Source organism: Micrococcus endophyticus, assembly GCF_014205115.1.
GTDB classification, from domain to species: domain Bacteria; phylum Actinomycetota; class Actinomycetes; order Actinomycetales; family Micrococcaceae; genus Micrococcus; species Micrococcus endophyticus.
On sequence record NZ_JACHMW010000001.1, the window covers coordinates 629864 to 656165 of the forward strand.

Consider the following 26302-nt stretch of genomic DNA (forward strand, 5'->3'; position numbering starts at 1 on the left):
GCGGCTCGGGTCAGGGGCCGGGGGCGGCGGGGGCGTCGTCGCCGGCCTCGGGGGGCAGCCCGGCGAACGCGCAGATCATGTCCGACCACGCCTCCAGGTGCGCGCCGAGGTCCCGCGGGGCGGGGGTCCAGGAGGCGCGCAGCTCGATGTCCGTCGCATCGGGGGCCGTGCCCAGGGTGCCGAACCCCTCGGCGATGCTGCGGGTGGCGGTGCCCCCGGCCTGGGTGTGCTCCGCGTGGCGGCGCTCGAGGGCCTCCACGAGCCACGTCCAGGCGACGGCCCCGGCCAGCTGGTCCAGGGCGACGTCCGGCTCGAGGCTGGCGCGGATCCAGGTGACGGCCCGGAACCCGCCGGGCCAGCGGGCGGCCGGGGAAGGGTCGTGCAGGAGCACGAACCGCCCGGTGGCCAGGACGTCGTCCGCGCCGGGGCTCCCGCACACCTCCGCGGCGAGGGCCACGGCGTGCGGGGCCTGCCCCGCCGGCGCCGCGATCTCCCGCAGCCGCACTTCGGGCCGCGGCCGCGCGGTGCGCAGGTCCGCCAGGGCCCGGCGGAACGCCGCCGGCAGCGGGGCCGGGGCCGGCGCGACGGCGCCGCGCGGCCCGGTGACGGGCGCGAGGCGACGGGGGCCGATGACGGTCATGGACGCCAGCCTAGGCCGCCGGGCCCGGCCGACGCCGGTGGCGCGCCGTGCCGGCTCCGGAGCACCGGGCTCACCGGCGCCGGCCGTGGGAGAGCGCCTCTCCCAGGGCCGCGGCGAACGAGTCCACGTCCGCGGCCGTGGTGTCCCACGAGGTCATCCAGCGCACCTCGTGGCGGGCCGCGTCCCAGTCGTAGAACGGGTGCCGGACCCGGGCGCGGTCGGCGGCCTGCGGGTCCAGCACTGCGAACACGGCGTTCGCCTCCGGGGCGCGGGTCACCTCGACGCCGTCGATCGCGGCCACCCGCCCGGCCAGCTCGCGGGCCATCGCGTTGGCGTGGGCGGCCAGGCGGCTCCCGAGGTCGCCCTCGAGCAGGGCGGTGAGCTGGGCCGAGACGTAGCGCATCTTCGAGGACAGCTGCATGGAGGACTTGCGCACGTACTCCACCGCCAGCCGTGCCCGCTCCCGGGGCCCCGCGTCGGCGGGCAGGTCCCGCTCGGGCACCAGGGACGCGAGCGTCACGGCCTCGGGGCGCAGCACGACGACGGCCTCCGCGCCCAGCGCGCCGGCCTTCGTCCCGCCCAGGGAGACGACGTCGACGCCGGCGTGCGTGGTGAAGGCGGACAGGGGCAGCTCCAGGGCCGCGGCTGCGTTGAACAGCCGCGCCCCGTCCATGTACAGGCCCATGCCGTGGCCGTGTGCGTGGTCGGCCAGGGCGCGCACCTGCTCGGGCGTGTAGACGGTGCCCAGCTCGGTGACCTGGGCGATCTCCACCACGGCCGGCTGCGCCCGGTGGACGAAGCCCCAGCCGTGGGCCTCGCGGTCCACGAGCTCCGGGGTGAGCCGCCCGTCCGGGGTGGGCACGGTGAACAGCTTGGTGCGGCCCATGCGCTCGGGGGCGCCGCCCTCGTCATGGTGGATGTGGGAGGTGTCCGCGGCCACCACCGCGCCCCACGGCGGGAGCATGGACTGGAGGGCGACCACGTTGGCACCGGTGCCGTTGAACACCGGCAGCGCGACGGCGTCGGGGGCGTCGAACGCCTCCCGCACGGCCTCCTGGAGCCGCTCGGTGTGCGGGTCGGCCCCGTACGCGGGCGCGTGGTCCGCGTCCACGTCGGCCAGCGCCGCCCAGACGTCCGGGTGGACGCCCGCGTAGTTGTCCGACGCGAAGGCGCGCAGCCCCGCGGCGGGGGCGCCGGCGCTCACGCGCGGCCCGCGGCGTCGTCGTCGGAGCCCGCGCCGGACGCGTCGGCCGGGGCCAGGCGCAGGGAGATCGAGTTGATGCAGTAGCGCAGGTCCGTGGGCGTGTCGTAACCCTCGCCGGCGAACACGTGGCCCATGTGGGAGCCGCACGCGGCGCAGCGCACCTCCACCCGCTCCATGCCCAGGGTGGTGTCCTTGAGGTACTCCACCCGGTCCTCGGCCAGGGGCGCGAAGAACGAGGGCCAGCCGCAGTGCGAGTCGAACTTCTCGTCCGAGCGGAACAGCTCCGCCCCGCACGCGCGGCACGCGTAGACGCCCTGCACGTGGGAGTCCCAGTACTCGCCGGTGTAGGCGCGCTCGGTGCCGGCCCGGCGCAGCACCTGGAACTCCTCCGGGGTCAGGCGGCGGGCCCACTCCTCGTCCGTGAGTCGGGCGCCGCGCGGGGCGCCCGCGCCGTGCCCGACGACGGGGCTCGCCTGGGCGGCGTCGGTGCGGTCCGGGTCCTGGGGGGTCTGTGGGGTGTCGGTCATGGCCGGTACAACGGCGCAGGAGCGCGGCGTGTTCCCCTGGGCGGAGGCGTTGGCGGGCACGCCCGCCCGTGGGTGAGAATGGCCCGCATGGCCGCACCACGACGCCGCTTCCCCGCCCGCCCCTCCGACCGCCGCCGCGGCGGACGGCCCGCGCTGGCCGCCGCCGTCCTGGCCCCGGCCCAGGCGGACGGCGACTCCCGGACGCGGCGCGCTGGCCGGCTGGTGCGCGGCTCCGTGCGCACCGGCGTCAAGGCGGCCTCGCCCCTGGCCCGCTGGACTCCGCCCGTGCTCAGCGTCCTCGCCTCCTCCGCCTTCGTGCTCGCCGGGGCCAGCTCCGCGCTCGCGGGCGTGTTCGCCCGCACCGTGGTGACCCCGGTGCGCCGCCACACCGAGACGACGGCGGTGCTCGCCGTCGTCGACACCCCCACCGGGCCCGAGGTGATCCTGAAGGCTGACGAGTACACCACCGTCCCCGGCGTGTACTCGCTGACCTTCGACGGCGGCGCCGGCTGCGCGCGCATCGGGAGGATCTCCTCCTTCGACCCGCGCGACGGCACCGTGCAGCGCGTGGTCGAGGAGGTCTACTTCGGCGACCTGGCCGCGGCGACCCGCGGGCGGCTCACCGGATTCGTCTACCCCACGCCCGCCGACGCCGGCCTCGACGCCGAGGAGGTGCTCGTGCCCGTGCCCGGCGGCCACGCGCCCGCCTGGCTCGTGGGCCCCGACCCCGACGACGACGGCGCCGCCCGGCCCGCCGCGGGGATGTGGGCGATCATGGTCCACGGCCGCGGCGCCCGCCGCAACGAGGGCATCCGCACCGTCCCCACCGCGCAGCGCCTCGGCATGACCTCGCTGCTGATCTCCTACCGCAACGACGGCGACGCCCCCGACGCCGCCGACTCCCGGTACGGCCTGGGCACCACCGAGTGGGAGGACGTGGAGGCGGCGATCCGGTACGCCCTGGAGAACGGGGCGAGCGACGTCGTGCTGTTCGGCTGGTCCATGGGCGGGGCCGTGGTCCTGCAGGCCGTGGACCGCTCCGACCTGGCCCCCCACGTGCGCGGCGTGGTCCTCACCGGCCCCGTGGTGGACTGGGTGGACGTGCTGCAGCACCAGGCGCGGCTCAACCGCATTCCCGAGGCCGTGGGCGTGCTCGGGCAGTGGCTGCTCTCCAACCGGGCCGGCCGCTTCATCACCGGCCTGGCCGCCCCCGTGGACCTCAAGTCCCTCGACTGGGTGACCCGGGCCGAGCACGTGCGCGTGCCCACCCTGATCATCCACTCCGAGGACGACGAGTACGTGCCCGTCGGCCCCTCCCAGGACCTCGCCGAGCGCAACCCCGGGCTCGTGCGGTTCGTCCGCTTCCACCAGGCCCGGCACACCCGCGAGCAGAACGTCGACCCCAAGCGCTGGGACACCACCGTGCGCGGCTGGCTGCGCGCGGTGCTGAACGCGGACCGCCCCGGCGCCGCGGAGCGCTGACGCCGGGGCCCGCGCTCGCGGACGTGCCCGGGCGAGGGGCCGACGTCGCCCGTCAGGCGGCCGCTTCCACCAGCCCGCGACGGCGCAGCAGCGGCTCCAGCTCCGCATCCCGGCCGCGGAACGCTCGGTAGGACTCCAGCAGGTCGCGGGTCTCGCCCCGGGAGAGCAGCTCCTCGGCGAAGCGGCGGCCGTTCTGGCGGGTCATGCCGCCGTGCTCCCGGAACCACTCCACGGCGTCGGCGTCCAGCACCTCCGCCCAGATGTACGAGTAGTAGCCGGCCGCGTAGTCGTTGCCGAAGATGTGCTTGAAGTAGCCCGTGCCGTAGCGCGGCGGCACCAGCTCCGGGTCGATCCCCGCCTCGGTCAGCACGCGGCGCTCGAACGCCGCCGGGTCCGCGGTGGCCGCCTCCACGGTGTCCTCGGTCAGGCTGTGCCAGGCCCAGTCCACGAGCGTGGCGCCCAGGTACTCCACGGTGCGGTAGCCCTCGCCCCACAGGTCCGCGGCCTCGAGCCGATCGAGGGTGCCGGCGGGCAGCGGCTCACCGGTCTCCACGTGGCGGGCGTACTCGGCCAGCAGCGCCGGCTCGCGCAGCCACACCTCGTTCACCTGGGAGGGGAACTCGACGACGTCGCGCGGCACGTGGGTGCCGGACAGCGAGACGTACTCGCCCTTCGCCAGCAGCCCGTGCAGCGCGTGGCCGAACTCGTGGAACAGGGTGGTGGCCTCGTCCAGCGTGAGCAGGGCGGGGCGGCCCGGGGCCGGGGCGGGCACGTTCATGGTGTTGAACACGACCGGGCGCTCGTCCAGGGCGTCCGCGGCGTCCCGCACGGTGTGCATCCACGCGCCGCCGGACTTCGTGGACCGGGCGAACAGGTCCGCCACGAACAGCCCGACGCCGGCGCCGTCCTCGTCCCGCACCTCGAACACCCGGATCCCCGGCCGGTACAGGCGCCCGGCCAGCTCGGGGCGCTCCTCGAAGGTGATCCCGTACAGCGCCGTGGCCGCGGCGAACACGCCCGCGTGCAGCACCCGGTCCAGCTCGAAGTGCGGGCGCAGGGCGCCGGCGTCCACCGCGAAGCGCTCCCGCGCGTACGCCGCGGACAGCGCCGGCCAGTCCCACGGGGCCACGGCGCCGCCGACCCGACCGGCGTGCGCGGACGCCGTCGCCGCGTCCGTCCGGGCGTTGGCCATCGCGCGCGGGGCCATCGTGGCCAGCAGCTCCTCCACCGCCGTCGTCGACGGGGCGGCGCGGTCCTTCAGCGCGTGCTCCGCCCACGACGCCGAGCCCAGCAGCCGGGCCTTGCGCAGGCGCAGCCGCACGACCTCCATCGCAGTGGAGAGGGTCTCGTGCTCCCCGGCGGCGCCGCGGCCCACCGAGGCCTCGAACACCTCGCGGCGCAGCGACTCGTCCTCCAGGGACGCCAGCCACGGCTGGGAGGTGAACAGGGACAGCGTCAGCAGCCACGGGCCGGCCTCGTCCCGGCCCTCCCCGTCGGCGCCGCCGTGGCCGGCCTCCCGGGCCGCCGCCGCGGCCGAGGCCAGATCGTCCTCGGACAGGCCCGCCAGGCGCTCGCGGTCGGTGACGAGCACGGCGCGCTCGGCGGTGTCCGCCACCAGGCGACGGGTGTAGGCGGCCGTGAGCCCGGCCAGCTCCGTGTTGATCCGGCCCAGCTCGGCCCGCTCCGCCTCGCCCAGGCCGGCGCCGGCCAGATCCAGGCGGCGGCGCAGCACCTCGAGCAGGCGGGCGTCCTCGCCGGTCAGCCCGGCGCCGTCGATCGCCGCCACCCGCTCGGCCAGCCGCGGGTCCAGCAGCAGCGCGTCCTCGTGCGCCGCCAGCTCGGGGGAGAGCTCCTCGGCCAGGCCCTGGCGGGCGTCCGTGCCGTCCGCGCTCACGAGGGTGAAGAACATCGCGGCGCTGCGGCGCAGCAGCTGCCCCGAGAGCTCGAACGCGCGGACGGTGTTCTCGAAGGTCGGCGCGGTCGCTGCGCCGAGGATCTGCTCCACCTCGGCGCGCTGGGCAGCCATGCCGGCGCGCACGGCCTCGGCCAGCTGCGCGTCGGTGACGGCGGAGAAGTCGGGCAGCCCGTAGGGCAGCTCGGAGGGGGTCGCCAGCGGGTGGTCGGCGGGCAGGACGGAGGACGCGGGGGTGGGGGTCATGGGCGCGAGTGTAGTCAGCCGTGATCCGTGCCACCCGCCCGTCCGGGCCGGGGCGCCGTCGTCGTGCTCGCACGCCGGACTCTCGTGCCGCGCCCGCGCGTCGCGGTCCCGCGCCGGGCCCCGGGGGCCGCGCCCCACTAGACTGGGCCGTCGAGCCAGCAGACGACACCGAGGAGGCGTGATGGCAGGGCATTCCAAGTGGGCCACCACCAAGCACAAGAAGGCCGTCATCGACGCGCGGCGCGCGAAGGCGTTCGCGAAGTACATCAAGAACATCGAGGTCGCGGCCCGCGCCGGCGGCGCCGACCTCGCCGGCAACCCGGCCCTCGACCTGGCCGTGTCCAAGGCCAAGAAGGCCTCGGTGCCCAACGACAACATCGACCGCGCCGTCAAGCGCGGCGCCGGCCTGACCGGCGAGGTCGTGGACTACGCCGAGATCATGTACGAGGTCCGCGGCCCCCAGGGCTCCGCCGTCCTCGTGGAGTGCCTCACGGACAACAAGAACCGCGCCGCCGCCGAGGTGCGCACCGCCGTCACCCGCAACGGCGGCACCATGGCCGACTCCGGCTCCGTGTCCTTCCTGTTCACCCGCCAGGGCGTCGTCCGCCTGCCCGCCGAGGGCCGCACCGAGGACGAGCTGCTGGAGGCCGTGATCGAGGCCGGCGCCGAGGAGGTCGTGCTCTCCGGCGACGAGTTCGAGATCGTCTCCGACCCCTCCGACCTGCGCGCCGTGGCCGAGGCCCTCGACGCCGCCGGCATCGACTACGAGTCCGACGAGACGGAGTTCGTGCCCACCATGAAGGTGGAGCTCGAGGACGCCAAGGGCGCCGGCACGTTCCTCAAGCTCGCGGACGCCCTCGAGGAGCTCGACGACGTCCAGAACGTGTACTCGAACGTGGACATCTCCCCGGAGGTCCTCGCCGAGCTCGACCGGGACTGATCGCCCTGAGCGCGCGCCGGCCCGCCGACGTCGTCCGGATCCTGGGGGTCGACCCCGGGCTCACCCGCTGCGGGATCGCCGTGGTGGACGTGGACGCACGACGGCGGGCCGCGCTCGTGCACGTGGAGGTGGCCGGGACCCCGGCCACCGCCTCCCTCGACCAGCGCCTGCTGCGGATCGACGAGGCGGTCTCCGCCGCCCTGGCCGCCCACGCCCCGGACCGCGCCGCCGTGGAGCGGATGTTCGCCAACACGAACACCCCCACCGTGCTCGGCACGGCCCAGGCCGCGGGCGTGGCCATCGCCGCCGCCGCCCGCGCCGGGATCCCCGTGGGTCTGCACACCCCCTCCGAGGTCAAGGCCGCGGTGACGGGGTACGGCGACGCCGGCAAGGAGCAGGTCACCACGATGATCACGCGCATCCTCGGCCTCGACGCGCCCCCGCGGCCCGCCGACGCCGCCGACGCGCTCGCCCTGGCGATCGCCCACGGCTGGCGCGGCACCGCCCTCGGCGCCGCCGCCGGGCAGACCGGCCTGGATACCTCCGACCTCGCCTCGCGAGCCGGGCGCTCGCAGTTCGCGGCGGGGGTGAGGAGCCGCGGCGGGCGGCGCGGGGAGCTGACGGCGGCGCAGCGCGCCTGGCTGGACGCCGAGCGCTCCGCCGGCGGCGGCCGCCGGCGCTAGCGCGGCGCCGTCGTCCGTCCCCGCCGGAGTCCTTTTCGTGTGGGAGACGGGAGCCTTCAGCCTCCCGTCTCCCACACGAAAGCGGTGGGGGAGCCTCCCTTTTCCCACACGACAGCGGGGTGGGGGCGTTCGATGATATGTTCGAATGCGCGCCGACCGGCGCCCGCGCGTCCGACCCAGGAGGGCCCCTCATGATCGCCTCGCTCAGCGGCACCGTGGAGCACGTGGCCCTCGACCGGGCCGTGATCGCGGTCGGCGGCTTCGGCGTGCAGTTCTCCGCCACGCCCCAGACGCTCGCCACCCTCCACGAGGGGCGCACGGGCAGCGTGCAGACCCACCTGGTGGTCAAGGAGGACGCGCTCACCCTGTTCGGCTTCGCCGACCGCCACGAGCGCGAGGTGTTCGAGGTGCTCATCACCGCCAACGGCGTGGGCCCCCGCCTGGCGCTGGCCGTCCTGTCCGTCCACCACCCCGAGGCCGTGCGCCGCGCGGTGACCGAGGAGGACGAGAAGGCCCTCACCCGCGTGCCGGGCGTCGGCCCGAAGCTCGCCCGCAAGATCATCGTGGAGCTCTCCGGCCGGCTCGCTCCCACGGGCGAGCAGGTCCCCGCCCCGGAGGAGCCCGCCGCCCCCGAGACCCCCGAGACGGCCTGGCACGCCGACGTCGTGCAGGCCATGACCGGCCTCGGCTGGTCCGAGAAGGAGGCGCTCAAGGCGGTCGAGGCCACCGTGGCCGCCCGGCCCGAGCTGGACGAGGCCCGCGACGTCGCCGCGCTCCTGCGGGCCACGCTGCGCGACGTCGGCACGGCCGGCACGGTGCGGGGCGGACGATGAGCGCGGAGCCGTCCCCGCTGTCCGGCCTCGCGGCGGACCCGGAGGAGCGCCGCCTCGAGGCCGCCCTGCGGCCGAAGCACCTGGACGAGTTCGTCGGCCAGCGGCGCGTGCGCGAGCAGCTGGACCTCATGCTCGCCTCCGCGCGCCTGCGGGACCGCGCCGCCGACCACGTCCTGCTCTCCGGCCCGCCGGGGCTCGGCAAGACCACCCTGGCCATGATCGTGGCCGCGGAGATGAACGCGCCCCTGCGCCTGTCCTCCGGCCCGGCCATCCAGCACGCCGGCGACCTCGCGGCGATCCTCTCCTCCCTCACCGAGGGGGAGGTGCTCTTCCTCGACGAGATCCACCGCATGTCCCGGCCGGCCGAGGAGATGCTCTACATGGCTATGGAGGACTTCCGGGTGGACATCGTGGTGGGCAAGGGCGCCGGCGCGACCTCCATCCCGCTCGAGCTGCCGCCGTTCACCCTCGTGGGCGCCACCACCCGCGCCGGGCTTCTGCCGGGGCCGCTGCGCGACCGCTTCGGCTTCACCGGCCACCTGGACTTCTACGCCGAGGAGGAGCTCGAGCGGGTGCTGCGGCGCTCGGCGCTGCTGCTGGACGTGCGCCTGGCCTCGGACGGCTACCGGCAGATCGCCACGCGTTCGCGCGGCACGCCGCGCATCGCCAACCGGCTCCTGCGGCGCGTGCGCGACTGGGCGCTGGTCAAGGGCGTCGAGCAGGTCGAGTCCGACCACGCGGCGGCCGCCCTGGACATGTACGACGTCGACGCGCGCGGCCTGGACCGGCTGGACCGCTCCGTGCTCACCGCGCTGTGCACCACCTTCGGCGGGGGCCCCGTGGGCCTGACCACGCTGGCCACCGCGGTGGGGGAGGAGGCCGAGACCGTGGAGACGGTCGCGGAGCCCTTCCTGATCCGCGAGGGCATGGTGGCCCGCACCCCGCGCGGCCGCATCGCCCTGCCCGGGGCGTGGGACCATCTGGGGCTCGCCCCGCCGGAGGCGGGTCCCGGGGCCTGACATCCAGGGTCGGCCCCTACACTGGACTGGCCCGTCGACCCCGAGCACCAGGAGCACCCCATGCCCGTCGCCACCGCAGCGACCCTTCCCGTGATCGCCCAGCAGGCCCAGGGAGGCAACGGCAGCATGCTGATGCTGATCGCCTTCGCCATGCTCGCCGTCATGCTCTTCCTGTCCTTCCGCAAGGGCAAGAAGGTCCAGCAGCAGCAGGCGGAGATGCGCAGCACCCTCGCCCCCGGCGTGGAGGTCATGACCGGCGCGGGCATCTTCGGCACCGTGGTGTCGGTGGACGCCGAGAACCATCGCGTGACCATCGAGACCGCCCCGGGCACCCGCATGGACGTGCACCTGCAGGGCGTCACCAACGTCGTCGAGCCCACGGCGGCCGCCGCGGCCACCCCGTCCGAGGACGCGGCGCGCCTCGACGCCGCCCCCGGCGCCGAGTACGGCGCCCAGCAGCCCGTCGTCGAGCCTCGCGCCGACGACGCCGTCGACCCGCGGGACCGCCGCGGCGACCTGGCCTGAGCACCACCCACCCCCTTGCACACGCGGCCCCGCCTGGCGGGGCCGCTCGGATGTGACGGAAGCACCTGACCCATGGCGAAGAGAACACCCACCGGCTCGGCCCGGCGCACCCTGGCCTGGCTGGCCGCCCTCACCGTGGCCCTGACCTCGATCCTCGGCTGGGGCGTCGCCTCGGGCGCGGCCTCGTGGGCGCCCAAGCTGGCGCTGGACCTCGAGGGCGGCACCCAGATGGTCCTGGCCCCCGAGACCGCGACGGGTGAGTCCGTCACGTCCGAGCAGCTCGACCAGGCGGTGGAGATCATCCGCCAGCGCGTGGACGGCTCCGGCGTGGCCGAGGCCGAGGTCGCCACCCAGGGCGCGGAGAACGTCGTCGTCTCCCTGCCCGGCGTCCCGGACGAGGAGACCCGCCGCCTGATCCAGGCCTCCGCGGACATGCAGTTCCGCCCCGTCCTGCAGTCCGGGGCCGGCGAGGCCACCCCGGAGGACCAGCGCCTGCCGGAGGACCAGCTGCCGCAGCCCGAGGGCGAGCCCGCCGACGCCTACGACCCCAACTGGGTGACGCCGGCGCTGCTGACCCAGTACCAGGCCCTCGACTGCGCGGCCCCGCGCGACCCGGCCGCCCCGCCGCCGCCGTCCGACCAGGCGATCGTGGCCTGCGAGCCGCCCGCCGACCTCGGCGAGGGCGTCCAGACCCCGGCCCGCAAGTACATCCTGGGCCCCGTGGTCATCCCCGGCACCCAGATCGAGGGCGCCACGAACGGCCTGGCCCAGGCGCAGGGCGGCGTGTCCACCAACCAGTGGGTCGTCAACATCGACTTCGACGACGAGGGCGCCAAGACCTTCTCCGAGGTCACCCAGAAGCTCACCCCGTACCCGGACGGCGACCCGCGCAAGCAGTTCGCGATCCTGCTGGACGGGGACGTCATCTCGGCCCCGCAGTCCAACGCGGTGATCACCGCCGGCAGCGCCCAGATCAGCGGGCCCACGCTGAACGAGGAGACGACGGCGCAGCTCGCCGAGCAGCTCAACTACGGCTCGCTGCCGATCTCCTTCTCCATCGAGTCGGAGCAGCAGATCTCCGCCACGCTCGGCCAGGACCAGCTCTTCTGGGGCCTGATCGCCGGCCTCATCGGCCTCGCGCTGGTGGCCGTGTACCAGTTCTTCCAGTACCGGGCGCTGGGCCTGCTGACGTTCGCCTCGATCGTGGTGGCGGGCATCCTGACCTACCTGGCCATCGCGATCCTCGGCTGGACGGACAACTACCGCCTGTCCCTGGCGGGCATCGCGGGCCTGATCGTGGCGATCGGCCTGACGGCCGACTCGTTCATCGTCTACTTCGAGCGCATCAAGGACGAGCTGCGCGCCGGCCACAGCGTGCCGATGGCCGTCCACGAGGGCTGGAAGCGCGCCAAGCGCACGATCACCGCGTCCAAGGCCGTGAACCTGCTGGCCGCCGTCGTGCTGTACTTCGTGGCCGTCGGCAACGTGCGCGGCTTCGCGTTCACGCTCGGCCTCACCGCCATCGCGGACCTGATCGTCGTGTTCATGTTCACCCACCCGATCATGGTGCTGCTGGCGCAGACCCGGTTCGTGGGCGGGGGCCACCGGATGTCCGGGCTCGACCCGTCCCTGCTCGGCCGGCAGGCGCTCTACGAGGGCGCCGGGCGCTTCCGCGAGCCGGGCGGCGCGCGCCGCACCGGGTCCACCGCGGCCCCGGCCGCCGAGGCGGGCGCCGACGTCGCCGACGACGACGGCGCGCGCGTGCCCGTGCCCGTGGGCGCGGCGCCGGCCGACGAGGCCCCGGGCGAGGAGGGGACCGCGACGCGCGGGCTCCGCCGCCCGCGCCCCGCGCAGCCCATGACCATCGCCGAGCGACGCCGCGCCGAGCGCCGCCGCCAGGAGGAGGACCAGTGAACCGCTTCGCCGACTGGGGCAACGCCCTCTACTCGGGACGGGTCTCCTACCCGTTCGTCCAGCGCTGGCGGCTGTGGTTCGCCCTCGCGGCCCTGCTGCTCGTCCTCGCCGGCGGCCTGACCGCCCTGCGCGGCGGCTTCAACCTCGGCATCGAGTTCCGCGGCGGCTCGGAGTTCACGGTCTCGCAGACCGCCGCCACGGACATCGCCGCCGGCGAGCGGGCCGTGACCGACGTGCTGGCCGGCGGCCATGCGACCGTCACGAACATCGCCCCGGGCACCGTGCGCGTGCAGACCGAGCAGCTCGACGACGCGCAGACCCGTCAGGTGGCCGCCAACCTGCAGGACGCCTACGGCGTCGGCCAGGACCAGGTGACGTCCACGTTCGTGGGCCCGACGTGGGGCGCGGCTGTGTCCCAGCAGGCGCTGCTGGGCCTGGTGATCTTCGTGGTGCTGGTGACGCTGTTCATGGCGTTCTACTTCCGCACCTGGAAGATGTCGCTGGCCGCCGTGATCGGCATGCTCTACGTGGTGGCGCTGACCGCCGGCATCTACGGGGCCACCGGCTTCGAGATCACCCCGTCCGCGATCATCGGCTTCCTGACGATCCTGTCCTACGCGCTCTACGACACCGTGGTGGTGTTCGACAAGATCCGCGAGAACACGATCGGCCAGGAGGAGGACCCCGAGCGCACGTTCGAGCAGAACGTGAACCTGGCCGTGAACCAGACGCTGGTCCGCTCGATCACCACCTCGATCGTGGGCATCCTGCCGGTCGGCTCCATCCTGTTCATCGGCGCGGGCCTGCTGGGCGCGGGCACGCTGCGGGACATCGCGCTGGCGATCTTCGTGGGCATCATCGTGGGCACCCTGTCCACGCTGTTCATCCAGGCCCCGCTGTACGCGCTGCTGCGCCGCGGCGACGAGGACGTCCGCGACCACGACGCACGGGCCGCGGCCCGGGCCGCCCGCGAGAACCGCGGGGACACGGTCACGGACCCCGACGTCGCCCCCTGGGAGGACGGCGCCCGCCTCTGATCCGGGCACGGCGCAGCCGGGGCCGGTCGCCCGTCGTCACGACGCGCGGCCGGCCCCGTCGTCGTCCTGGGGCGGGTCGGCCGCGGCGCGGGTAGACTCGCCGATCATCCCGGCCGCGGCGGCCGGGACCGCGATCACCGAGGAAGGCGTGGGCCATGAGCGAGCACGATCCGACCCACGCCCCGGCCCGCGTCGCGGCCGTCCGCCCCCGGGGCCGCATCGCGCGGCTGACCGGCCGGCACGCCACCGAGTACTCGCCCCTGCTGGAGCCGCTGATGCGCACGGTGCGCCAGCGGGCCACGAAGGCCGAGCTGGCGGACCTGATCCGGGCCTTCGAGGTCGCCCGCGCGGCCCACGAGGGCCAGATGCGGCGCTCGGGGGACCCGTACATCACCCACCCCGTGGCCGTCGCCACGATCCTCGCCGAGATCGGCGTCAGCGGTCCCACGCTCCTGGCGGCCCTGCTGCACGACACGGTGGAGGACACCGACTACTCGCTCGAGCGTCTGCGCGCCGACTTCGGCCCCGAGGTCGCCCTGCTCGTGGACGGCGTGACCAAGCTGGACAAGGTCACCTACGGCGCGGCCGCGCAGGCCGAGACCGTGCGCAAGATGGTCATCGCCATGGCCCAGGACGTCAACGTCCTGCTCATCAAGCTCGCGGACCGCCTGCACAACGCCCGCACCTGGCGGTACGTCTCCCCGGAGTCCAGCGCCCGCAAGGCGCAGGAGACCCTGGACATCTACGCGCCCCTGGCCCACCGGCTCGGCATGAACACGGTGAAGTGGGAGCTCGAGGACCTCTCCTTCGCGGCGCTCAAGCCCAAGATGTACGCGGAGATCGTCCGCCTGGTGGGGGAGCGCAACCCCGAGCGGGAGAAGCACATCGCGGCGCTGCGCACCGTGATCGAGGACCACCTGCGCGAGCACCGGATCCGCGCGGAGGTCACCGGCCGGCCGAAGCACTACTACTCGATCTACCAGAAGATGGTGATGCGGGGGAAGGACTTCGACGACATCCACGACCTCACCGGCATCCGGGTGCTCGTGGACTCGGTGCGGGACTGCTACGCCGTGCTGGGCGTCATCCACGCCCGCTGGAACCCGGTGCCCGGGCGGTTCAAGGACTACATCGCCGTCCCGAAGCTCAACATGTACCGCTCGCTGCACACCACGGTGATGGGCCCGGGCGGGCGCCCGGTGGAGATCCAGATCCGCACACACGAGATGCACCGCCAGGCGGAGTACGGCGTGGCCGCGCACTGGCGCTACAAGGCGCAGGCCGCGGCCGAGTCCTCCTCGTCCTCGTCCGGCACGCCCGCGTGGCTGCGCTCGGTGATGGACTGGCAGAAGGACACCCGCGACCCGGACGAGTTCCTGGACTCGCTGCGCACGCAGATCGGCGCGGACGAGGTGTACGTCTTCACGCCCTCGGGGGAGATCCGCTCGCTGCCGGCCGGCTCCACCCCCGTGGACTTCGCCTACGCGATCCACACGGACGTGGGCCACCGGACCATCGGCGCGAAGGTCAACGGCAAGCTCGTGCCGCTGTCCACGCCGCTGAACCACGGCGACACGGTGGAGGCCTTCACCTCGCGCGCCGAAGACGCCGGCCCGAGCCGCGACTGGCTCGGCTTCGTGGTCTCCCCGCGGGCCCGCTCCAAGATCCGCCACCACTTCGCCACCCAGCGCCGCGACGAGCAGGCCGAGCGGGGCCGCGAGTCCCTCACCCGCCAGCTGCGCAGGGCGGGCCTGGCCGTGCAGAGCGTGCTCGGCGGCGAGGAGCTGGCCCAGGTGGCCTCGGACATGGGCTACGCGGACCTCGACGGGCTGCTCGTGGCGCTCGGCGACGGGCACGTCTCGGCGCAGGCGGTGCAGGAGCGCGTCTCCGAGCGGCTGGCACCCCCGCCGCCGGCGCGCACGGAGCCCCAGGGCGAGCTGACGGTCGGCGAGGTGGACCTGGCCGAGCTGGTCCCGGCGCAGGCGCGCCGCACCCCGGCCCGGGCCACCAACGACGCGGGCGTCCTCGTGGACGGCGACGGCGGCGTCATGGCCAAGCTTGCCCGCTGCTGCAACCCGCTGCCGCCGGACGCCATCGACGGCTTCGTCACCCGCGGCTCGGGCGTCTCGGTGCACCGGCTCGACTGCCCGAACCTCGCCACGCTGCTCGAGCAGGAGCCCGAGCGGCGCACGCCGGTGGGCTGGGCGCCGTCGCGGGACACCGTGTACCTCGTGGAGATCCAGGTGGAGGCGCTGGACCGCAAGTCCCTGCTCTCGGACGTCACCCGAGTGCTGTCCGAGAACCACGTGAACATCCTCTCGGCCTCCGTGAACACCACGCGCGACCGCGTGGCCATGAGCCGGTTCGTGTTCGAGATGGGCGACCCCCGATTCCTAGGGCACGTGATCGCGGCGGTGCGCCGGATCGACGGCGTGTTCGACGTGCACCGCACCTGAGCCCGCCGCGCGTCCGGTTCAGCCGGCCGCCTCGAGCGCCCCGAGCAGGACGTCGAGCCGGCGCCGGGCGGCCACCACGCCCGAGCGTCGGCTGTGCCGGGCCAGCCGCTCGCGCAGCCCCGCCGCCCCGTGCGCCGCGATCACGGCGGCCGCCGTGCGCGCCGCGTCCGGGTCGGGGCTGAGCAGCAGGTCCTCCACGGTGCGCTCCGGGGTGGTGACCCGCAGCGGCCCGATCCGGAGCACGTCCTCCTCCGCCGGGGCCTGCCCGTCCGGACCGGCCGCCACGTCCGACTGGGTGAGCGTCCAGGGCAGCGGCGAGCCCCCGGCGGGCAGGCGGTGGAAGTGGGGGACCGCCGCGTGCAGGCGCTCGGGCACGGCGCCGCCGGTGAGCACCCACGCGGCGGAGGAGCCGATCGCCGTCCACCCGCCCGCCAGCACCGGGCCGCCGAGCATCCACAGCGCCTCGGCCCGCACCCCGGGCCGCCGCGCCGCCTCCGGCCGGGCCCACACCCCCGGCACCAGGGGCACCACGGCCCCGCGGGACCCCAGCGCCTGCAGCTCGGCCGGGGTGAACGGCTCGCCCGCCAGGATCAGTCCTTCCATGCGGGGGAGTCTGGCAGAGACGACGCGGCCCCCGGGTCCGCCTGTGGACAGGCGGGCCGCGGGGGCCGGGTCGGCCGGCTCAGGCCGGCGGGGCGCTCGTCAGCCGGGCGCCGGTCGGCTGAGCGCCGTTCAGCTGAGCTCGGAGGCGGAGGCCTCGAGGGCCTGCTTCCACTGCAGGCGGGCGTCGAGGGCCTCCTGGGCCTTCTTCACCGCGCGCTCATCGCCCGAGGCCTGGGCCTTGGCCAGGTCGGCCTCGAGGCCGGCGATGGTCTCCTCGAGCTGGGTCAGGGCCGAGCTGGTGCGGGCCTTGGTCTCGGGGTCGGTGCGACGCCAGTGCTCGTTCTCCGCCTGCTTGAGGGCGTCCTCGAGCGAGCGGAAGCCCTCCTCCATGCGGCGGACGTCCCCGCGCGGCACACGGCCGGCGTCCTCCCAGCGGCCGCGCAGCTCGTTGAGGGCGCGACGGCCGGCCTTGACGTCCTTGAACGGCAGCAGCTTCTTGCCGTCGGCGAGGATCTGCTCCTTCACCTTGAGGTTGGCGCCGTACTCGCGGTCGATCTCCTGGTTCACGGCCTTGCGGGCGTCGAAGAAGACGTCCTGGGCGGCGCGGAAGCGGGCCCAGAGGGCGTCGTCCTCCTTGCGGGACGCCCGCGGGGCGCGCTTCCACTCGTCCATGAGGTCGCGGTACTTGCCGGCGGTCACGCCCCAGTCGGTCGAGGAGGAGAGCTCCTCGGCGCGGGCGATGAGGCGCTCCTTGACCTGCTTGGCCTCGGCCGACTTGGCGTCGAGCTGGGAGAAGTGGGCGCGGCGGGTCTTGTCGAAGGCGGTGCGGGCGCCGCGGAAGCGCTTCCACAGGCCGTCCTCGACGGACTTGGACAGGCGCGGGCCGGCCTTCTGGGCGGCCTTCCACTCCTCGAACAGGGCGGTCATGCGGGTGGAGGCGGTCTTCCACGGCATGCGCTCGGCCGGGGTGGCGGCGAACTCCTCGGCCTCGGCCACGATGGCCTCGCGGGTGGCCAGCTGCTGCGCCTGGGCGGCCTGTCGGGCCTCCTGCTCGGCGCCGCGGTAGTCGCCCAGGAGGGTCTCGAGGGCGGCCAGGCGGGTGCGCAGGGCGTCCATGTCGCCGACCATGTGGCGCTCGTTCACGGCGGAGGTCATCTGGCCGAGGGCCTTGCCGAGCTCGCTCGAGGGCGCGCCGGCGGCGATGCGCTGCTCGAACAGGGCCATCTGGGCGCGGACGTCGTCGTACTTGCGCACGAAGTAGGCCAGCGCGTCCTCGGAGCTGGCGTCCGGCACCTGGCCGACGGCGTGCTCCTCGTCGCCGTCCAGCAGCGTGACGTGGCCGTCCTCGCTCACGCGGGCGAACTTCGAGGCCTCCTCCAGCGGGGTGGGCGGGACCGTGGGCGCGACGACGGCGGCCGGCTTGGCGGTGCCCGCGGCGGGGCGCACGGTGCCCGGGGAGGCCTTCTTCATGGCCGCCGGGGACGGCGCGGCCGGCTTGGCGGCCTGGGCCTCCGGCCGAGCCTGGGCGTCCTGCGCCTCGGCGGCCTCGGGGGCCGCCGGCTCGGTCGCGGCCTGCTCCTCCTGCTCGGCCTGCTCCTGCTCGGCCTGCTCGGCGGCGGGCTGGTCGTCCCGGGCCGCGGCCTCGGGCTGAGCGGACTCGGGCGCCTCGGGGGCGGCGTCGCCCTCGGTCTCGGCCGCGGGGGCGTCCTCGCCGTGCTCGGAGGCGTCGGGCGCGACCTCGGGGAGGGGCGTCGCCTCGGCGGGCACGGTCTCCGGGGCGGCGTCCTGGGACGTCTCGACCTCGGGGGCGGGGGACTGCTGGTCGTCGGGCTGCATGTGGTTGGTCACCGCTGGAACTCTCCCTGACTGCGCCGGCGCGCGGTCGAGGGTCGATGCGGCCGGTCGGGATGGACACGAACAGGGCCAGCGTACCGGGCGGCCGCGCGCCCGCGCCTAGAATGAGCCGATGCGCCGCCGGGGGACCGTGCGGGCGCACCCCGCCGCCGTCGTCGTCTCGAAGGATCCTCATGTCCCGCAAGGCCTCCCTGTCCGGTTTCCACGAGTGGCTGCCCGCCGAGCGCCTCGTGGAGCAGCACGTGCTCGACACGCTGCGACGGACGTTCGAGCTGCACGGGTTCGCGGGCATCGAGACGCGCGCCGTCGAGACCCTGGGCCAGCTGCTGCGCAAGGGCGAGGTGGACAAGGAGGTCTACGCGGTCTCCCGCCTGGCCGAGGACGAGGAGGTGGCCGCCGGCCGCCGTGAGGCCAAGGACCCCGCCGACCCCAAGCGGCTCGCCCTGCACTTCGACCTGACCGTGCCCTTCGCCCGCTACGTGGTGGAGAACGCCGGCCACCTGGCCTTCCCGTTCCGCCGCTACCAGATGCAGAAGGTCTGGCGCGGCGAGCGCCCGCAGGAGGGCCGCGCCCGCGAGTTCACGCAGGCGGACATCGACGTGGTCGGCGACGGCGAGCTCTCGCCCCGCCACGACGCCGACGTCGCGCTCGTGATGGCCGAGGCGCTCGGCGCCCTGCCGATCGGCGACTTCCTCATCCGCGTGAACAACCGCAAGCTCGCCGAGGGCTTCTACCGGGGCATTGGCCTGACCGACGCCGCCGGCGTCCTGCGCAGCATCGACAAGCTCGAGAAGATCGGCGCCGACGAGGTGGCCCGCCTGCTCCAGGAGGAGGTCGGCGCGAGCCCCGAGCAGGCCCGGCAGGCCCTGGCGCTCGCCGCGATCCGCACCGAGGACGTCTCCTTCGTCGAGCAGGTGCGCGCCCTCGGCGTCTCGGACCCGCTCCTGGAGGAGGGACTGGCCGAGCTGGCCGACGTCGTCGAGACCCTGCACCGCCGCGCCCCCGGGCGCGCCGTGGCGGACCTGTCCATCGCCCGCGGCCTCGACTACTACACCGGCACCGTCTACGAGACCGTGCTGGTGGGCCACGAGCAGCTCGGCTCCATCTGCTCCGGCGGCCGCTACGACGCGCTGGCGTCCAAGGGCAACCGCGTGTTCCCGGGCGTGGGCCTGTCCATCGGCGTGACCCGCCTCGTGATGCGCATGCTCTCCCAGGAGATGGCGCAGGCGTCCCGGTCCGTGCCGACGGCGGTGTACGTGGCCCTCACCGCGGACGAGGACTGGTCCGAGGCCCAGGACGTCGCGGCGCTGCTGCGCGAGCGCGGCATCCCCGCCGAGGTGGCGGTGTCCGCGGAGAAGTTCGGCAAGCAGATCAAGTACGCGGACCGCCGGGGCATCCCGTTCGTTTGGTTCCTGGGCCGTGACGACGCCGGCGCGCGCGTCCACGAGGTCAAGGACATCCGCTCGGGCGAGCAGCACCCGGCGGACCCCGCCGACTGGACCCCGCCGGCCGAGGACCTGCTGCCGCAGGTGACCCGCACGGAGTCCACTGAGGGTTGAGCCCGGGGACTCCGTGGGGCCGGGCGCCGCGGCTCAGGCCGTGAGCAGGAGCGTCGCCAGGGTGGCCACCACCAAGGAGTTGAAGCCGAACGCCACGAGGCGATCACGAGGCCCACGCAGACCATGCGCAGCCGGCGCACGAGGCCGCGGTGGTCGTGGCGGGAGTAGGTCCATCACGTCAGCGCGATGTACCCGGCGGACATCAGGGGGCGACGGCGCCACGCCGGCCGGGCCGTCCGCGTCCGGCGAGCACGAACGCGCGCCCGCCCACGCCCACGAGGAACACGGCCAGCATGGCGACCACGGCCATCGGCGGCAGCGTGGCCGCGAGGACGGCGCACAGCACCAGGCCGAGCACGTTGACCGCGCGCGGCACGCGGAGGGGACGGGGGAGCGCCGGATCCCGGCCGTCCTCGCCGCCGCGCAGGGTGGCCGCGGCCAGGTTCGCCACGGCGTAGTAGACGAGCACGCCGAACGAGCTGAACCCCACCACCGTGAGGATGTCCGTGGTGAGCAGCAGCAGGATCACCGCCACGGCGATCGTGAGCTGGCCGACCCACGGGGTGCCCGTGCGCGCGTTGACCCGGGCCAGGGGACGCGGCAGGTCCGACTCGCGGGCCATGGCCAGCGCGGTGCGGGAGATCCCCGTGAGCAGGTTCAGCGCCGCGCCCGCGGCGGCCAGCGCGGCGCCGGCGAGGGCCGCCCAGCCCCAGGCGGTCCCGAGGGTGGTCTCGAGCAGCTCGCGCACGGGCGCGGGTGACAGGGCCAGGCCGGTGGGGCCGAGCCCGGCGAGCAGCGCCGCCGTCAGCAGCACGTAGAGGCCGGCGGTGAGGCCGAGGGCGATCAGGATGGCCCGGGGGATGCTGCGGCGGGGGTCGATGACCTCCTCGCCCATCGTGGCCACGCGCGCGTAGCCGGCGAACGCGAAGAACAGGATGCCCGCGCCCATCAGCACCCCGGTCACGGGGGAGTCCGCGACGCCGGCGAACGCGTCCGCCTCGGACGGCGCGCCCAGCGCCAGCCCGGCGCCGATCGCCAGCGCGAGCACGGCCGCCACCGGCACGAGGATCGCCATCGTGGCCTGCGCCGTGCGGGTCACGCCCGCCATGGCCACGGCCGTGAGCACCACTACGGCGGCCACACCGGTGAGCCGGGCCGGCGCGGCGTCGTCGGGGAACAGGTACAGGCCGATCGTGGCCGCCATGGCGGCCACCGAGGCCGTCTTGCCGGTGACGAAGCCCCAGCCGGCCACGAAGCCGGCGAGCGGGTGCAGCTGCCGCCGCCCGTACACGTAGGCGCCGCCGGACTCGGGGTGGACCGTGGCCAGCTGCGCCGTGGACAGCGCATTGCACAGGGCGGTGAGCAGGGCCAGGGCGAGGGCGGCGTAGAGCAGGCCGGGGTGCCCGCCGGTCAGGGCGGCGGCCAGGCCGATCGCGGTGAACACGCCCGCGCCGATCATCGAGCCCAGGCCGATCACGACGGCGTGGGTCAGGGTCAGGCGGCGCTGCAGCACGGGGTCTCCTCATCGGGGGCGTGGGGCGGGCCGCCGACGCGTCTCTCGCGCGCGGCCGGAGCCGCCCGGGGCCGGGGCGGGGGCCCGTGAGTGAGTAGACTCGCCCACGACGGTCCGCGCCCATCCCCGCATGGGTATCACATCGGGCCGAATCCGACATGAACCCCACGATCTCGTCCGGGCGATCCCCGGACGGAGAGGACGCCTTCGTGCTGCGCACACACCAGCTCGGCGAGCTCAACGCCTCGCTCATCGGCCAGACCGTCACCGTCACCGGCTGGGTGGCGCGGCGTCGCGATCACGGCGGCGTGGCCTTCGTGGACCTGCGGGACGCGACGGGCTTCGCCCAGGTCGTGGTGCGCGACGAGGCCGATTTCGATCCGCTGCGCAACGAGTGGGTGCTGCAGGTGAGCGGCGTCGTCGAGCGCCGACCCGAGGGCAACGAGAATCCGAACCTGCCCTCCGGCGAGATCGAGCTGATCGCCGAGACCGTCACCGTGCTGAACACCGCGGCCGCCCTGCCGTTCCAGGTGGACGAGCACGTGGAGGTCGGCGAGGAGGCGCGCCTGCGCCACCGCTACCTGGACCTGCGCCGCCCCGAGCCCTCCCGCATCATGCGCCTGCGCTCTGAGGTCAACCGCACCGCCCGCGAGATGCTGCACGGCGAGGGCTTCACCGAGGTGGAGACCCCCACGCTCACCCGCTCCACCCCCGAGGGCGCGCGCGACTTCCTCGTGCCGGCCCGCCTGGCCCCCGGCTCCTGGTACGCGCTGCCCCAGTCCCCGCAGCTGTTCAAGCAGCTCCTGCAGGTCGGCGGGATCGAGAAGTACTACCAGATCGCTCGCTGCTACCGCGACGAGGACTTCCGCGCCGACCGCCAGCCCGAGTTCACCCAGCTGGACATCGAGGCCTCCTTCGTGGAGCAGGACGACGTGATCGCCCTCGGCGAGAAGATCGTCAAGGCCGTGTGGGCGCTCGTGGGCGTGGACGTGCCCACCCCCATCCGCCGCATGACCTACGCCGAGGCCATGGAGAAGTACGGCTCGGACAAGCCGGACCTGCGCTTCGGCCTCGAGCTGACGGACCTCACCGAGTACTTCAAGGACACCCCCTTCCGCGTGTTCCAGAACGAGTACGTGGGCGCCGTCGTGATGCCCGGCGGCGCGTCCCAGGCCCGCCGCACCCTGGACGCCTGGCAGGAGTGGGCCAAGCAGCGCGGCGCCAAGGGCCTGGCCTACGTGCTCATCCAGGAGGACGGCTCGCTCACCGGCCCCGTGTCCAAGAACATCTCGGATGAGGAGAAGGCCGGCCTGGCCGCCGCCGTCGGCGCGAACCCGGGCGACTGCGTGTTCTTCGCCGCCGGCAAGCCCAAGGAGTCCCGCGCCCTGCTGGGCGCCGCCCGCGTGGAGATCGGCCGCCGCTGCGAGCTGTTCACGGACGCCGGGAACGGCGTCGAGGCCAAGGACGCCGACTGGGCGTTCGTGTGGGTCGTCGACGCCCCCATGTTCGAGCCGGCCGCGGACGCCGTGGCCTCCGGCGACGTGGCCGTGGGCTCCGGCGCCTGGACCGCCGTGCACCACGCCTTCACGTCCCCCAAGCCGGAGTTCGCGGACACCTTCGACACCGACCCGGGCTCCGCGCTGGCCTACGCCTACGACATCGTGTGCAACGGCAACGAGATCGGCGGCGGCTCCATCCGCATCCACCGCCAGGACATGCAGGAGCGCGTGTTCTCCGTGATGGGCCTGTCCCAGGAGGACGCCCAGGAGAAGTTCGGCTTCCTGCTCGAGGGCTTCAAGTACGGCGCCCCGCCGCACGGCGGCATCGCCTTCGGCTGGGACCGCGTGGTGGCGCTGCTCGCCGGCACCGAGTCCATCCGCGAGGTCATCGCCTTCCCGAAGACCGGCGGCGGCTTCGACCCGCTCACCGCCGCGCCCGCGCCCATCACCGCGCAGCAGCGCAAGGAGGCCGGCGTCGACGCGAAGCCCGAGCCGAAGAAGGCCGAGGGCGAGAAGGCCGAGGCCGCCGGGCAGCCGCAGGCGTGATCTCGCCGGGGACCGGCCGCACGGCCGCCGACGCTCGGACTCCCCGGGCGCGGCGGCGGTGCGGCCGGTCCCCGCAGCCGGGCGGGCGGACCTGGCCGCCCGCCGTCCTTCTCGGCCTGCTCGCCGCGGGGCTGCTCGCCCTGACCGGGTGCGCCGACTCCGCCCCCACGGCGCCGTCCCCCGGCGCGGCCGCGTCCGAGGGTCCCGCGCACGAGAGCGAGGCGGCGCCCGGGGTGGACGAGCCGGACGACCGGCCGGTCGTGCCCTTCGCCGCCCTCGACGACGACGCCCGGCGGGCGCTGCTGCGGCTTCCCGCCTCGGACGCCGGCGGGGAGGGCGCCTGCGGGCCGGCGGACGTGCGGGCGGCGCTGGTCTTCGAGGACGCGGCCCTGGGGCACCGCTACGGGACCATCACCATCACGAACGCCGGCGCCGAGCCGTGCTCCCTGCGCGGGTACCCCGGCCTCGGCGCCCGGGGCGCGTACGGCCACCGCTTCACCCCCGAGGTCCAGCAGCTGCCCTTCACCGAGGGGTTCCAGCACGGCGACGAGGGGGCCGTCGCCACGGACCTGCGGGTCCCGGCGGGCGGCGCGGCGCAGGTGCGGATCGAGTGGTCGGGGGCCCTCGGCGGGGCCGAGAGCGAGCCCCTGGGCGACCTCGTGCTGCAGCTGCACGCCGACCAGCCGCCCTTGCGCGTCGAGGACGCCGAGCGCGAGGCCGCCGACATCGGGGCGTTCACGAGCCTGCGGGTGGGGCAGTTCTCGCTCAGGTGAGCCCGGCGGCCTGCAGGTCCGCGGCGATGCGCTCGGCCTGCGCGCGATCCTCGGTCACCACCGTCCACCGCCGCCCCGGTCGACCTCGACGCGCAGCCGAGCGCGCAGGAAGCCGGCCTGCAGGAGGACGACCAGGACCGCCAGCGCAGCCAGGGAGGCGATCGCGGTGCCCGGGGTGCGCGGCGGCCTCCGACGCCGGCCGGGCGGCGCCGGCGCGCTGCTCCGTGCGCGCCCGGGCTGCGGAGGGGCGGGGGTCGCCGCTCATCCGCGCCGCGGCCCGGCGAGGTCGGCGGTGTCCACGACGAGTGTGAAGGGGCCGTCGTTGACGAGGGTGACGTCCATCTGCGCCCCGAACACCCCCCGCTCCACGCGCACGCCCTCCGCCTCGAGCCCCGCGGCGAACCGCTCGTACAGCGGCTCGGCGTGCTCCGGGCGGGCGGCGCCGGTCCAGGAGGGGCGACGGCCCTTGCGGACGTCCCCGTAGAGCGTGAACTGGCTGACCACGAGCGCGGGCGCGCCGGCGCTGACGAGCGAGGCCTCGCCGTCGAGCATGCGCAGGGTGGCCACCTTGGCCGCCAGGGCGTCGGCCTCGGCGCCGGTGTCCTGCGTGCTCACCCCGAGCAGGATCACCAGCCCGGCGCCCTCGAAGGTGCCGACCACCTCCCCGGCGACGGTGACGGAGGCGGATCGGGCGCGCTGCAGGACGGCTCTCATGGGGTCATTCTGCCCCGAGCCGTCCCGCAGCGCGCCTGTGCGATGAGCGCCAGGCCCGCGTCAGAGGGTCACTTGCGCTTGCCGCCCCTCACCGGGTCCACCTCGTACACCGTGGTGGAGCCCGAGACCTCGTTGGCCACGATCAGCAGGGCGGTGCCCGAGGGGGAGTCGGAGGCCGGCACGAAGGCCAGGCCCTCCGCGCCCATGTCGCCCAGACCGGCGTCACCGTTCTCGCCCACGGCGTCCCAGGTCCGCTCGTTGACGTAGTCCACGTAACGGGCGTCGGTGGGATCGGTGATGTCGAAGACCATCACGCCGCCGATGCGCTCGAGGCCCACGAACGCGTACTGGCGCCCCTGCACCTCGCCGACCACCACCGACTCGGGCTCCACGCCCTTGTCGTCGGAGCGGGAGTCGAAGCTCGGGGTCTCGTCGTTGTTCGCGTTGAAGGCGTGCGCGGGCAGCTCGCCCGCGGCGATCAGGCGGGCGATCTGCTCCTCGAGCATCCCGGACGAGTCGAAGAGCCGCTGCCCGTCCGCGGTGTAGATAGAGAAGCCGCGGCCGCCCAGGGCGTGCAGCTCGGTGTGGCAGCCGCGCTCGGCGTCGTAGCCGAGGTCGGTCAGGACGTTCAGACGGCCGAGGGCCTCGTTCTTCTGCAGGGCCTTCGCGTGGGGGAACACGTCGGCGCAGAGGTCGAGGTCCTTCACCCGCTCGGCGTCCACGAAGTCGCCCCACTCACGGGAGTCGCCTTCGTTGGCGGTGACCACGAGGATCTGGCCGCGGTACTTGTACGTGGCCAGGCCGTCGGGCATCGGCACACCCAGCACGGGCTGGTGCGCCAGGGAGATCGCGCCGTCCTTGTCGGAGACGTCGAGCACGCCCTCGGTGGACCAGTCGGTCAGCTGCAGGGCCCAGAAGTCCGCGAGGGAGGCGGACGCCAGGTCCACCGCCACCACGGCGTTCGCCTCCTGCACGGAGACGTACGCGGTGCGGCCGGTCGGGTCGATGGAGACGTACTCCGGCTCGAGGTTGCGGGCGATGCGGCCGGCCTCCTCGTGGCCGGCGGGGACGGCCACGTCCGGGCCGACGACGCGCACGCCCGCGGGCAGGGCGGCGCCCTCGTCGTCGGCGCGGAAGTCCACGGTGCGCACAGCGTCCTGGCCCAGACGGGCGAACTGCCGGGCGTTCTTCGGGACGGACACCACGGAGATCGTGCCCTCGGGGTCCGCGGAGAAGTCGTCCGCCGGCTCGCCCTCGTTCGCGACCACGGCGTACGCCCCGTTCGGGGCGAGGGCCACGGAGTCCGGCAGGGCGCCCACGCGGACGCCGCCGAGGAACCCGAGGGTCCGGGTGTCGAAGAAGACGAGCCAGCCGTGGCCCGTCTTGTCCTCGGCCTCGACGGTCGCGGCCATGACGCCGCCGGCCACCGCCACCGAGTTCACCACGGCGCCGGCGTCCGTCACCGAGCCGTCCGCGGCGGGCAGTCCGGCCACGGAGAGCACGGTCTCGGCGGCGGGCGCGGCGTCCTCGCCCACGATCAGCACGTCGATCGCGCCCTTCTGCGCGTTCACCACGAACAGGCGGCCGGTGGTCTTGTCGAAGGCCGGGATCTCGGCGGCGGCGGCGTCGAACACGCCGGTCTCGTGGGTGCCGGCGGCCGTGAGCTCGATGCTCCTGCCGGACGGGTTCGCGGCGGGCGCGGCCACGGTCAGCGGGGCGACGACGGCGGCGGACAGGGCGACCATCGAGGTCGCGGCGGCCAGGCGGGACAGGGTGCGCATGGGGATGCTCCTGGGGCGGGGGACGGGGATGCGCCCTCGAGC

General features: G+C 74.9%; 21 protein-coding genes. 12 read left to right on the forward strand and 9 right to left on the reverse strand.

Annotation, left to right across the window (positions count from 1 at the left end; all coding sequences use genetic code 11):
* Nucleotides 1-10 precede the first annotated feature (10 nt).
* The 3 genes from HDA33_RS02850 to msrB all read right to left on the reverse strand — a co-directional run bounded on the left by HDA33_RS02850 (nt 11) and on the right by msrB (nt 2371).
* On the reverse strand, nt 11-640 hold the full coding sequence (locus tag HDA33_RS02850; RefSeq protein ID WP_184170721.1) for a DUF3000 domain-containing protein: 630 nt from the start codon (nt 638-640) through the stop codon (nt 11-13).
* Between the two features lie 70 nt (nt 641-710).
* A complete protein-coding gene (locus HDA33_RS02855; RefSeq protein ID WP_184170724.1) occupies nt 711-1844 on the reverse strand; it encodes a beta-eliminating lyase-related protein in 1134 nt (377 codons plus the stop codon).
* The gene (gene msrB, locus HDA33_RS02860) at nt 1841-2371 is read right to left on the reverse strand and encodes a peptide-methionine (R)-S-oxide reductase MsrB (RefSeq protein WP_184170726.1); all 531 of its coding nucleotides are present in this window, start codon (nt 2369-2371) and stop codon (nt 1841-1843) included. The genes HDA33_RS02855 and msrB overlap by 4 nt, the downstream gene beginning before the upstream one ends.
* An 87-nt stretch (nt 2372-2458) precedes the next feature.
* On the opposite strand from msrB, the gene HDA33_RS02865 reads away from it, so the two are divergent.
* Nucleotides 2459-3853 (forward strand): alpha/beta hydrolase family protein, encoded by a 1395-nt coding sequence (locus HDA33_RS02865; protein WP_184170729.1) that lies wholly within the window; start codon nt 2459-2461, stop codon nt 3851-3853.
* 52 nt (nt 3854-3905) lie between these two features.
* On the opposite strand, the gene HDA33_RS02870 is transcribed toward HDA33_RS02865, so the two are convergent.
* Entirely contained in the window at nt 3906-6011 is a 2106-nt protein-coding gene (locus HDA33_RS02870; protein WP_184170732.1) for a M3 family metallopeptidase, read from the reverse strand.
* Nucleotides 6012-6192: 181 nt separating this feature from the next.
* Between HDA33_RS02870 and HDA33_RS02875 the strand changes: the two genes are divergently transcribed.
* From HDA33_RS02875 to HDA33_RS02910, 8 genes are all read left to right on the forward strand, one after another.
* Nucleotides 6193-6951: a YebC/PmpR family DNA-binding transcriptional regulator gene (locus tag HDA33_RS02875; protein ID WP_184170735.1), complete on the forward strand. Its 759-nt coding sequence runs from the start codon at nt 6193-6195 to the stop codon at nt 6949-6951.
* A gap of 38 nt (nt 6952-6989) precedes the next feature.
* Nucleotides 6990-7634: a crossover junction endodeoxyribonuclease RuvC gene (ruvC, locus tag HDA33_RS02880; RefSeq protein WP_184173738.1), complete on the forward strand. Its 645-nt coding sequence runs from the start codon at nt 6990-6992 to the stop codon at nt 7632-7634.
* A gap of 191 nt (nt 7635-7825) precedes the next feature.
* Nucleotides 7826-8467 (forward strand): Holliday junction branch migration protein RuvA, encoded by a 642-nt coding sequence (ruvA, locus tag HDA33_RS02885; RefSeq protein ID WP_184170738.1) that lies wholly within the window; start codon nt 7826-7828, stop codon nt 8465-8467.
* The gene (gene ruvB / locus HDA33_RS02890) at nt 8464-9486 is read left to right on the forward strand and encodes a Holliday junction branch migration DNA helicase RuvB (protein ID WP_184170741.1); all 1023 of its coding nucleotides are present in this window, start codon (nt 8464-8466) and stop codon (nt 9484-9486) included. The genes ruvA and ruvB overlap by 4 nt, the downstream gene beginning before the upstream one ends.
* A gap of 60 nt (nt 9487-9546) precedes the next feature.
* Entirely contained in the window at nt 9547-10011 is a 465-nt protein-coding gene (gene yajC / locus HDA33_RS02895; protein WP_184170744.1) for a preprotein translocase subunit YajC, read from the forward strand.
* A gap of 72 nt (nt 10012-10083) precedes the next feature.
* Nucleotides 10084-11925: a protein translocase subunit SecD gene (gene secD / locus HDA33_RS02900; protein ID WP_184170746.1), complete on the forward strand. Its 1842-nt coding sequence runs from the start codon at nt 10084-10086 to the stop codon at nt 11923-11925.
* Entirely contained in the window at nt 11922-12962 is a 1041-nt protein-coding gene (gene secF, locus HDA33_RS02905; RefSeq protein WP_017489153.1) for a protein translocase subunit SecF, read from the forward strand. Before secD ends, secF begins: the two co-directional genes overlap by 4 nt.
* 155 nt (nt 12963-13117) lie before the next feature.
* Nucleotides 13118-15418, forward strand: coding sequence for a RelA/SpoT family protein (locus tag HDA33_RS02910; protein WP_184170748.1), 2301 nt, complete (start codon nt 13118-13120; stop codon nt 15416-15418).
* 18 nt (nt 15419-15436) lie between these two features.
* Here HDA33_RS02910 and HDA33_RS02915 read toward each other — a convergent pair whose 3' ends face one another.
* Both HDA33_RS02915 and HDA33_RS02920 read right to left on the reverse strand, forming a co-directional pair.
* Complete coding sequence (locus HDA33_RS02915) at nt 15437-16021, reverse strand: hypothetical protein (protein WP_184170751.1); 585 nt, start codon at nt 16019-16021, stop codon at nt 15437-15439.
* Between the two features lie 129 nt (nt 16022-16150).
* Complete coding sequence (locus HDA33_RS02920; protein WP_184170754.1) at nt 16151-17869, reverse strand: DUF349 domain-containing protein; 1719 nt, start codon at nt 17867-17869, stop codon at nt 16151-16153.
* Nucleotides 17870-18048: 179 nt separating this feature from the next.
* On the opposite strand from HDA33_RS02920, the gene hisS reads away from it, so the two are divergent.
* Nucleotides 18049-19434: a histidine--tRNA ligase gene (gene hisS, locus HDA33_RS02925; protein ID WP_184170757.1), complete on the forward strand. Its 1386-nt coding sequence runs from the start codon at nt 18049-18051 to the stop codon at nt 19432-19434.
* Nucleotides 19435-19636: 202 nt separating this feature from the next.
* On the opposite strand, the gene HDA33_RS02930 is transcribed toward hisS, so the two are convergent.
* Nucleotides 19637-20947, reverse strand: coding sequence for an amino acid permease (locus HDA33_RS02930; protein WP_184170760.1), 1311 nt, complete (start codon nt 20945-20947; stop codon nt 19637-19639).
* Between the two features lie 209 nt (nt 20948-21156).
* Here HDA33_RS02930 and aspS point away from each other — a divergent pair, with 209 nt between their 5' ends.
* Together aspS and HDA33_RS02940 are read left to right on the forward strand one after the other, a co-directional pair.
* On the forward strand, nt 21157-22992 hold the full coding sequence (gene aspS / locus HDA33_RS02935; protein WP_184170763.1) for an aspartate--tRNA ligase: 1836 nt from the start codon (nt 21157-21159) through the stop codon (nt 22990-22992).
* A gap of 233 nt (nt 22993-23225) precedes the next feature.
* A complete protein-coding gene (locus HDA33_RS02940; RefSeq protein ID WP_184170765.1) occupies nt 23226-23765 on the forward strand; it encodes a DUF4232 domain-containing protein in 540 nt (179 codons plus the stop codon).
* A 261-nt stretch (nt 23766-24026) separates the two neighbouring features.
* Here HDA33_RS02940 and dtd read toward each other — a convergent pair whose 3' ends face one another.
* Complete coding sequence (gene dtd, locus HDA33_RS02945) at nt 24027-24479, reverse strand: D-aminoacyl-tRNA deacylase (protein WP_184170768.1); 453 nt, start codon at nt 24477-24479, stop codon at nt 24027-24029.
* Between the two features lie 68 nt (nt 24480-24547).
* Nucleotides 24548-26260 carry a choice-of-anchor I family protein gene (locus HDA33_RS02950; RefSeq protein ID WP_184170770.1) on the reverse strand — a complete coding sequence of 571 codons (1713 nt, stop codon included), beginning with the start codon at nt 26258-26260 and terminating at the stop codon, nt 24548-24550.
* Nucleotides 26261-26302 lie beyond the last annotated feature (42 nt).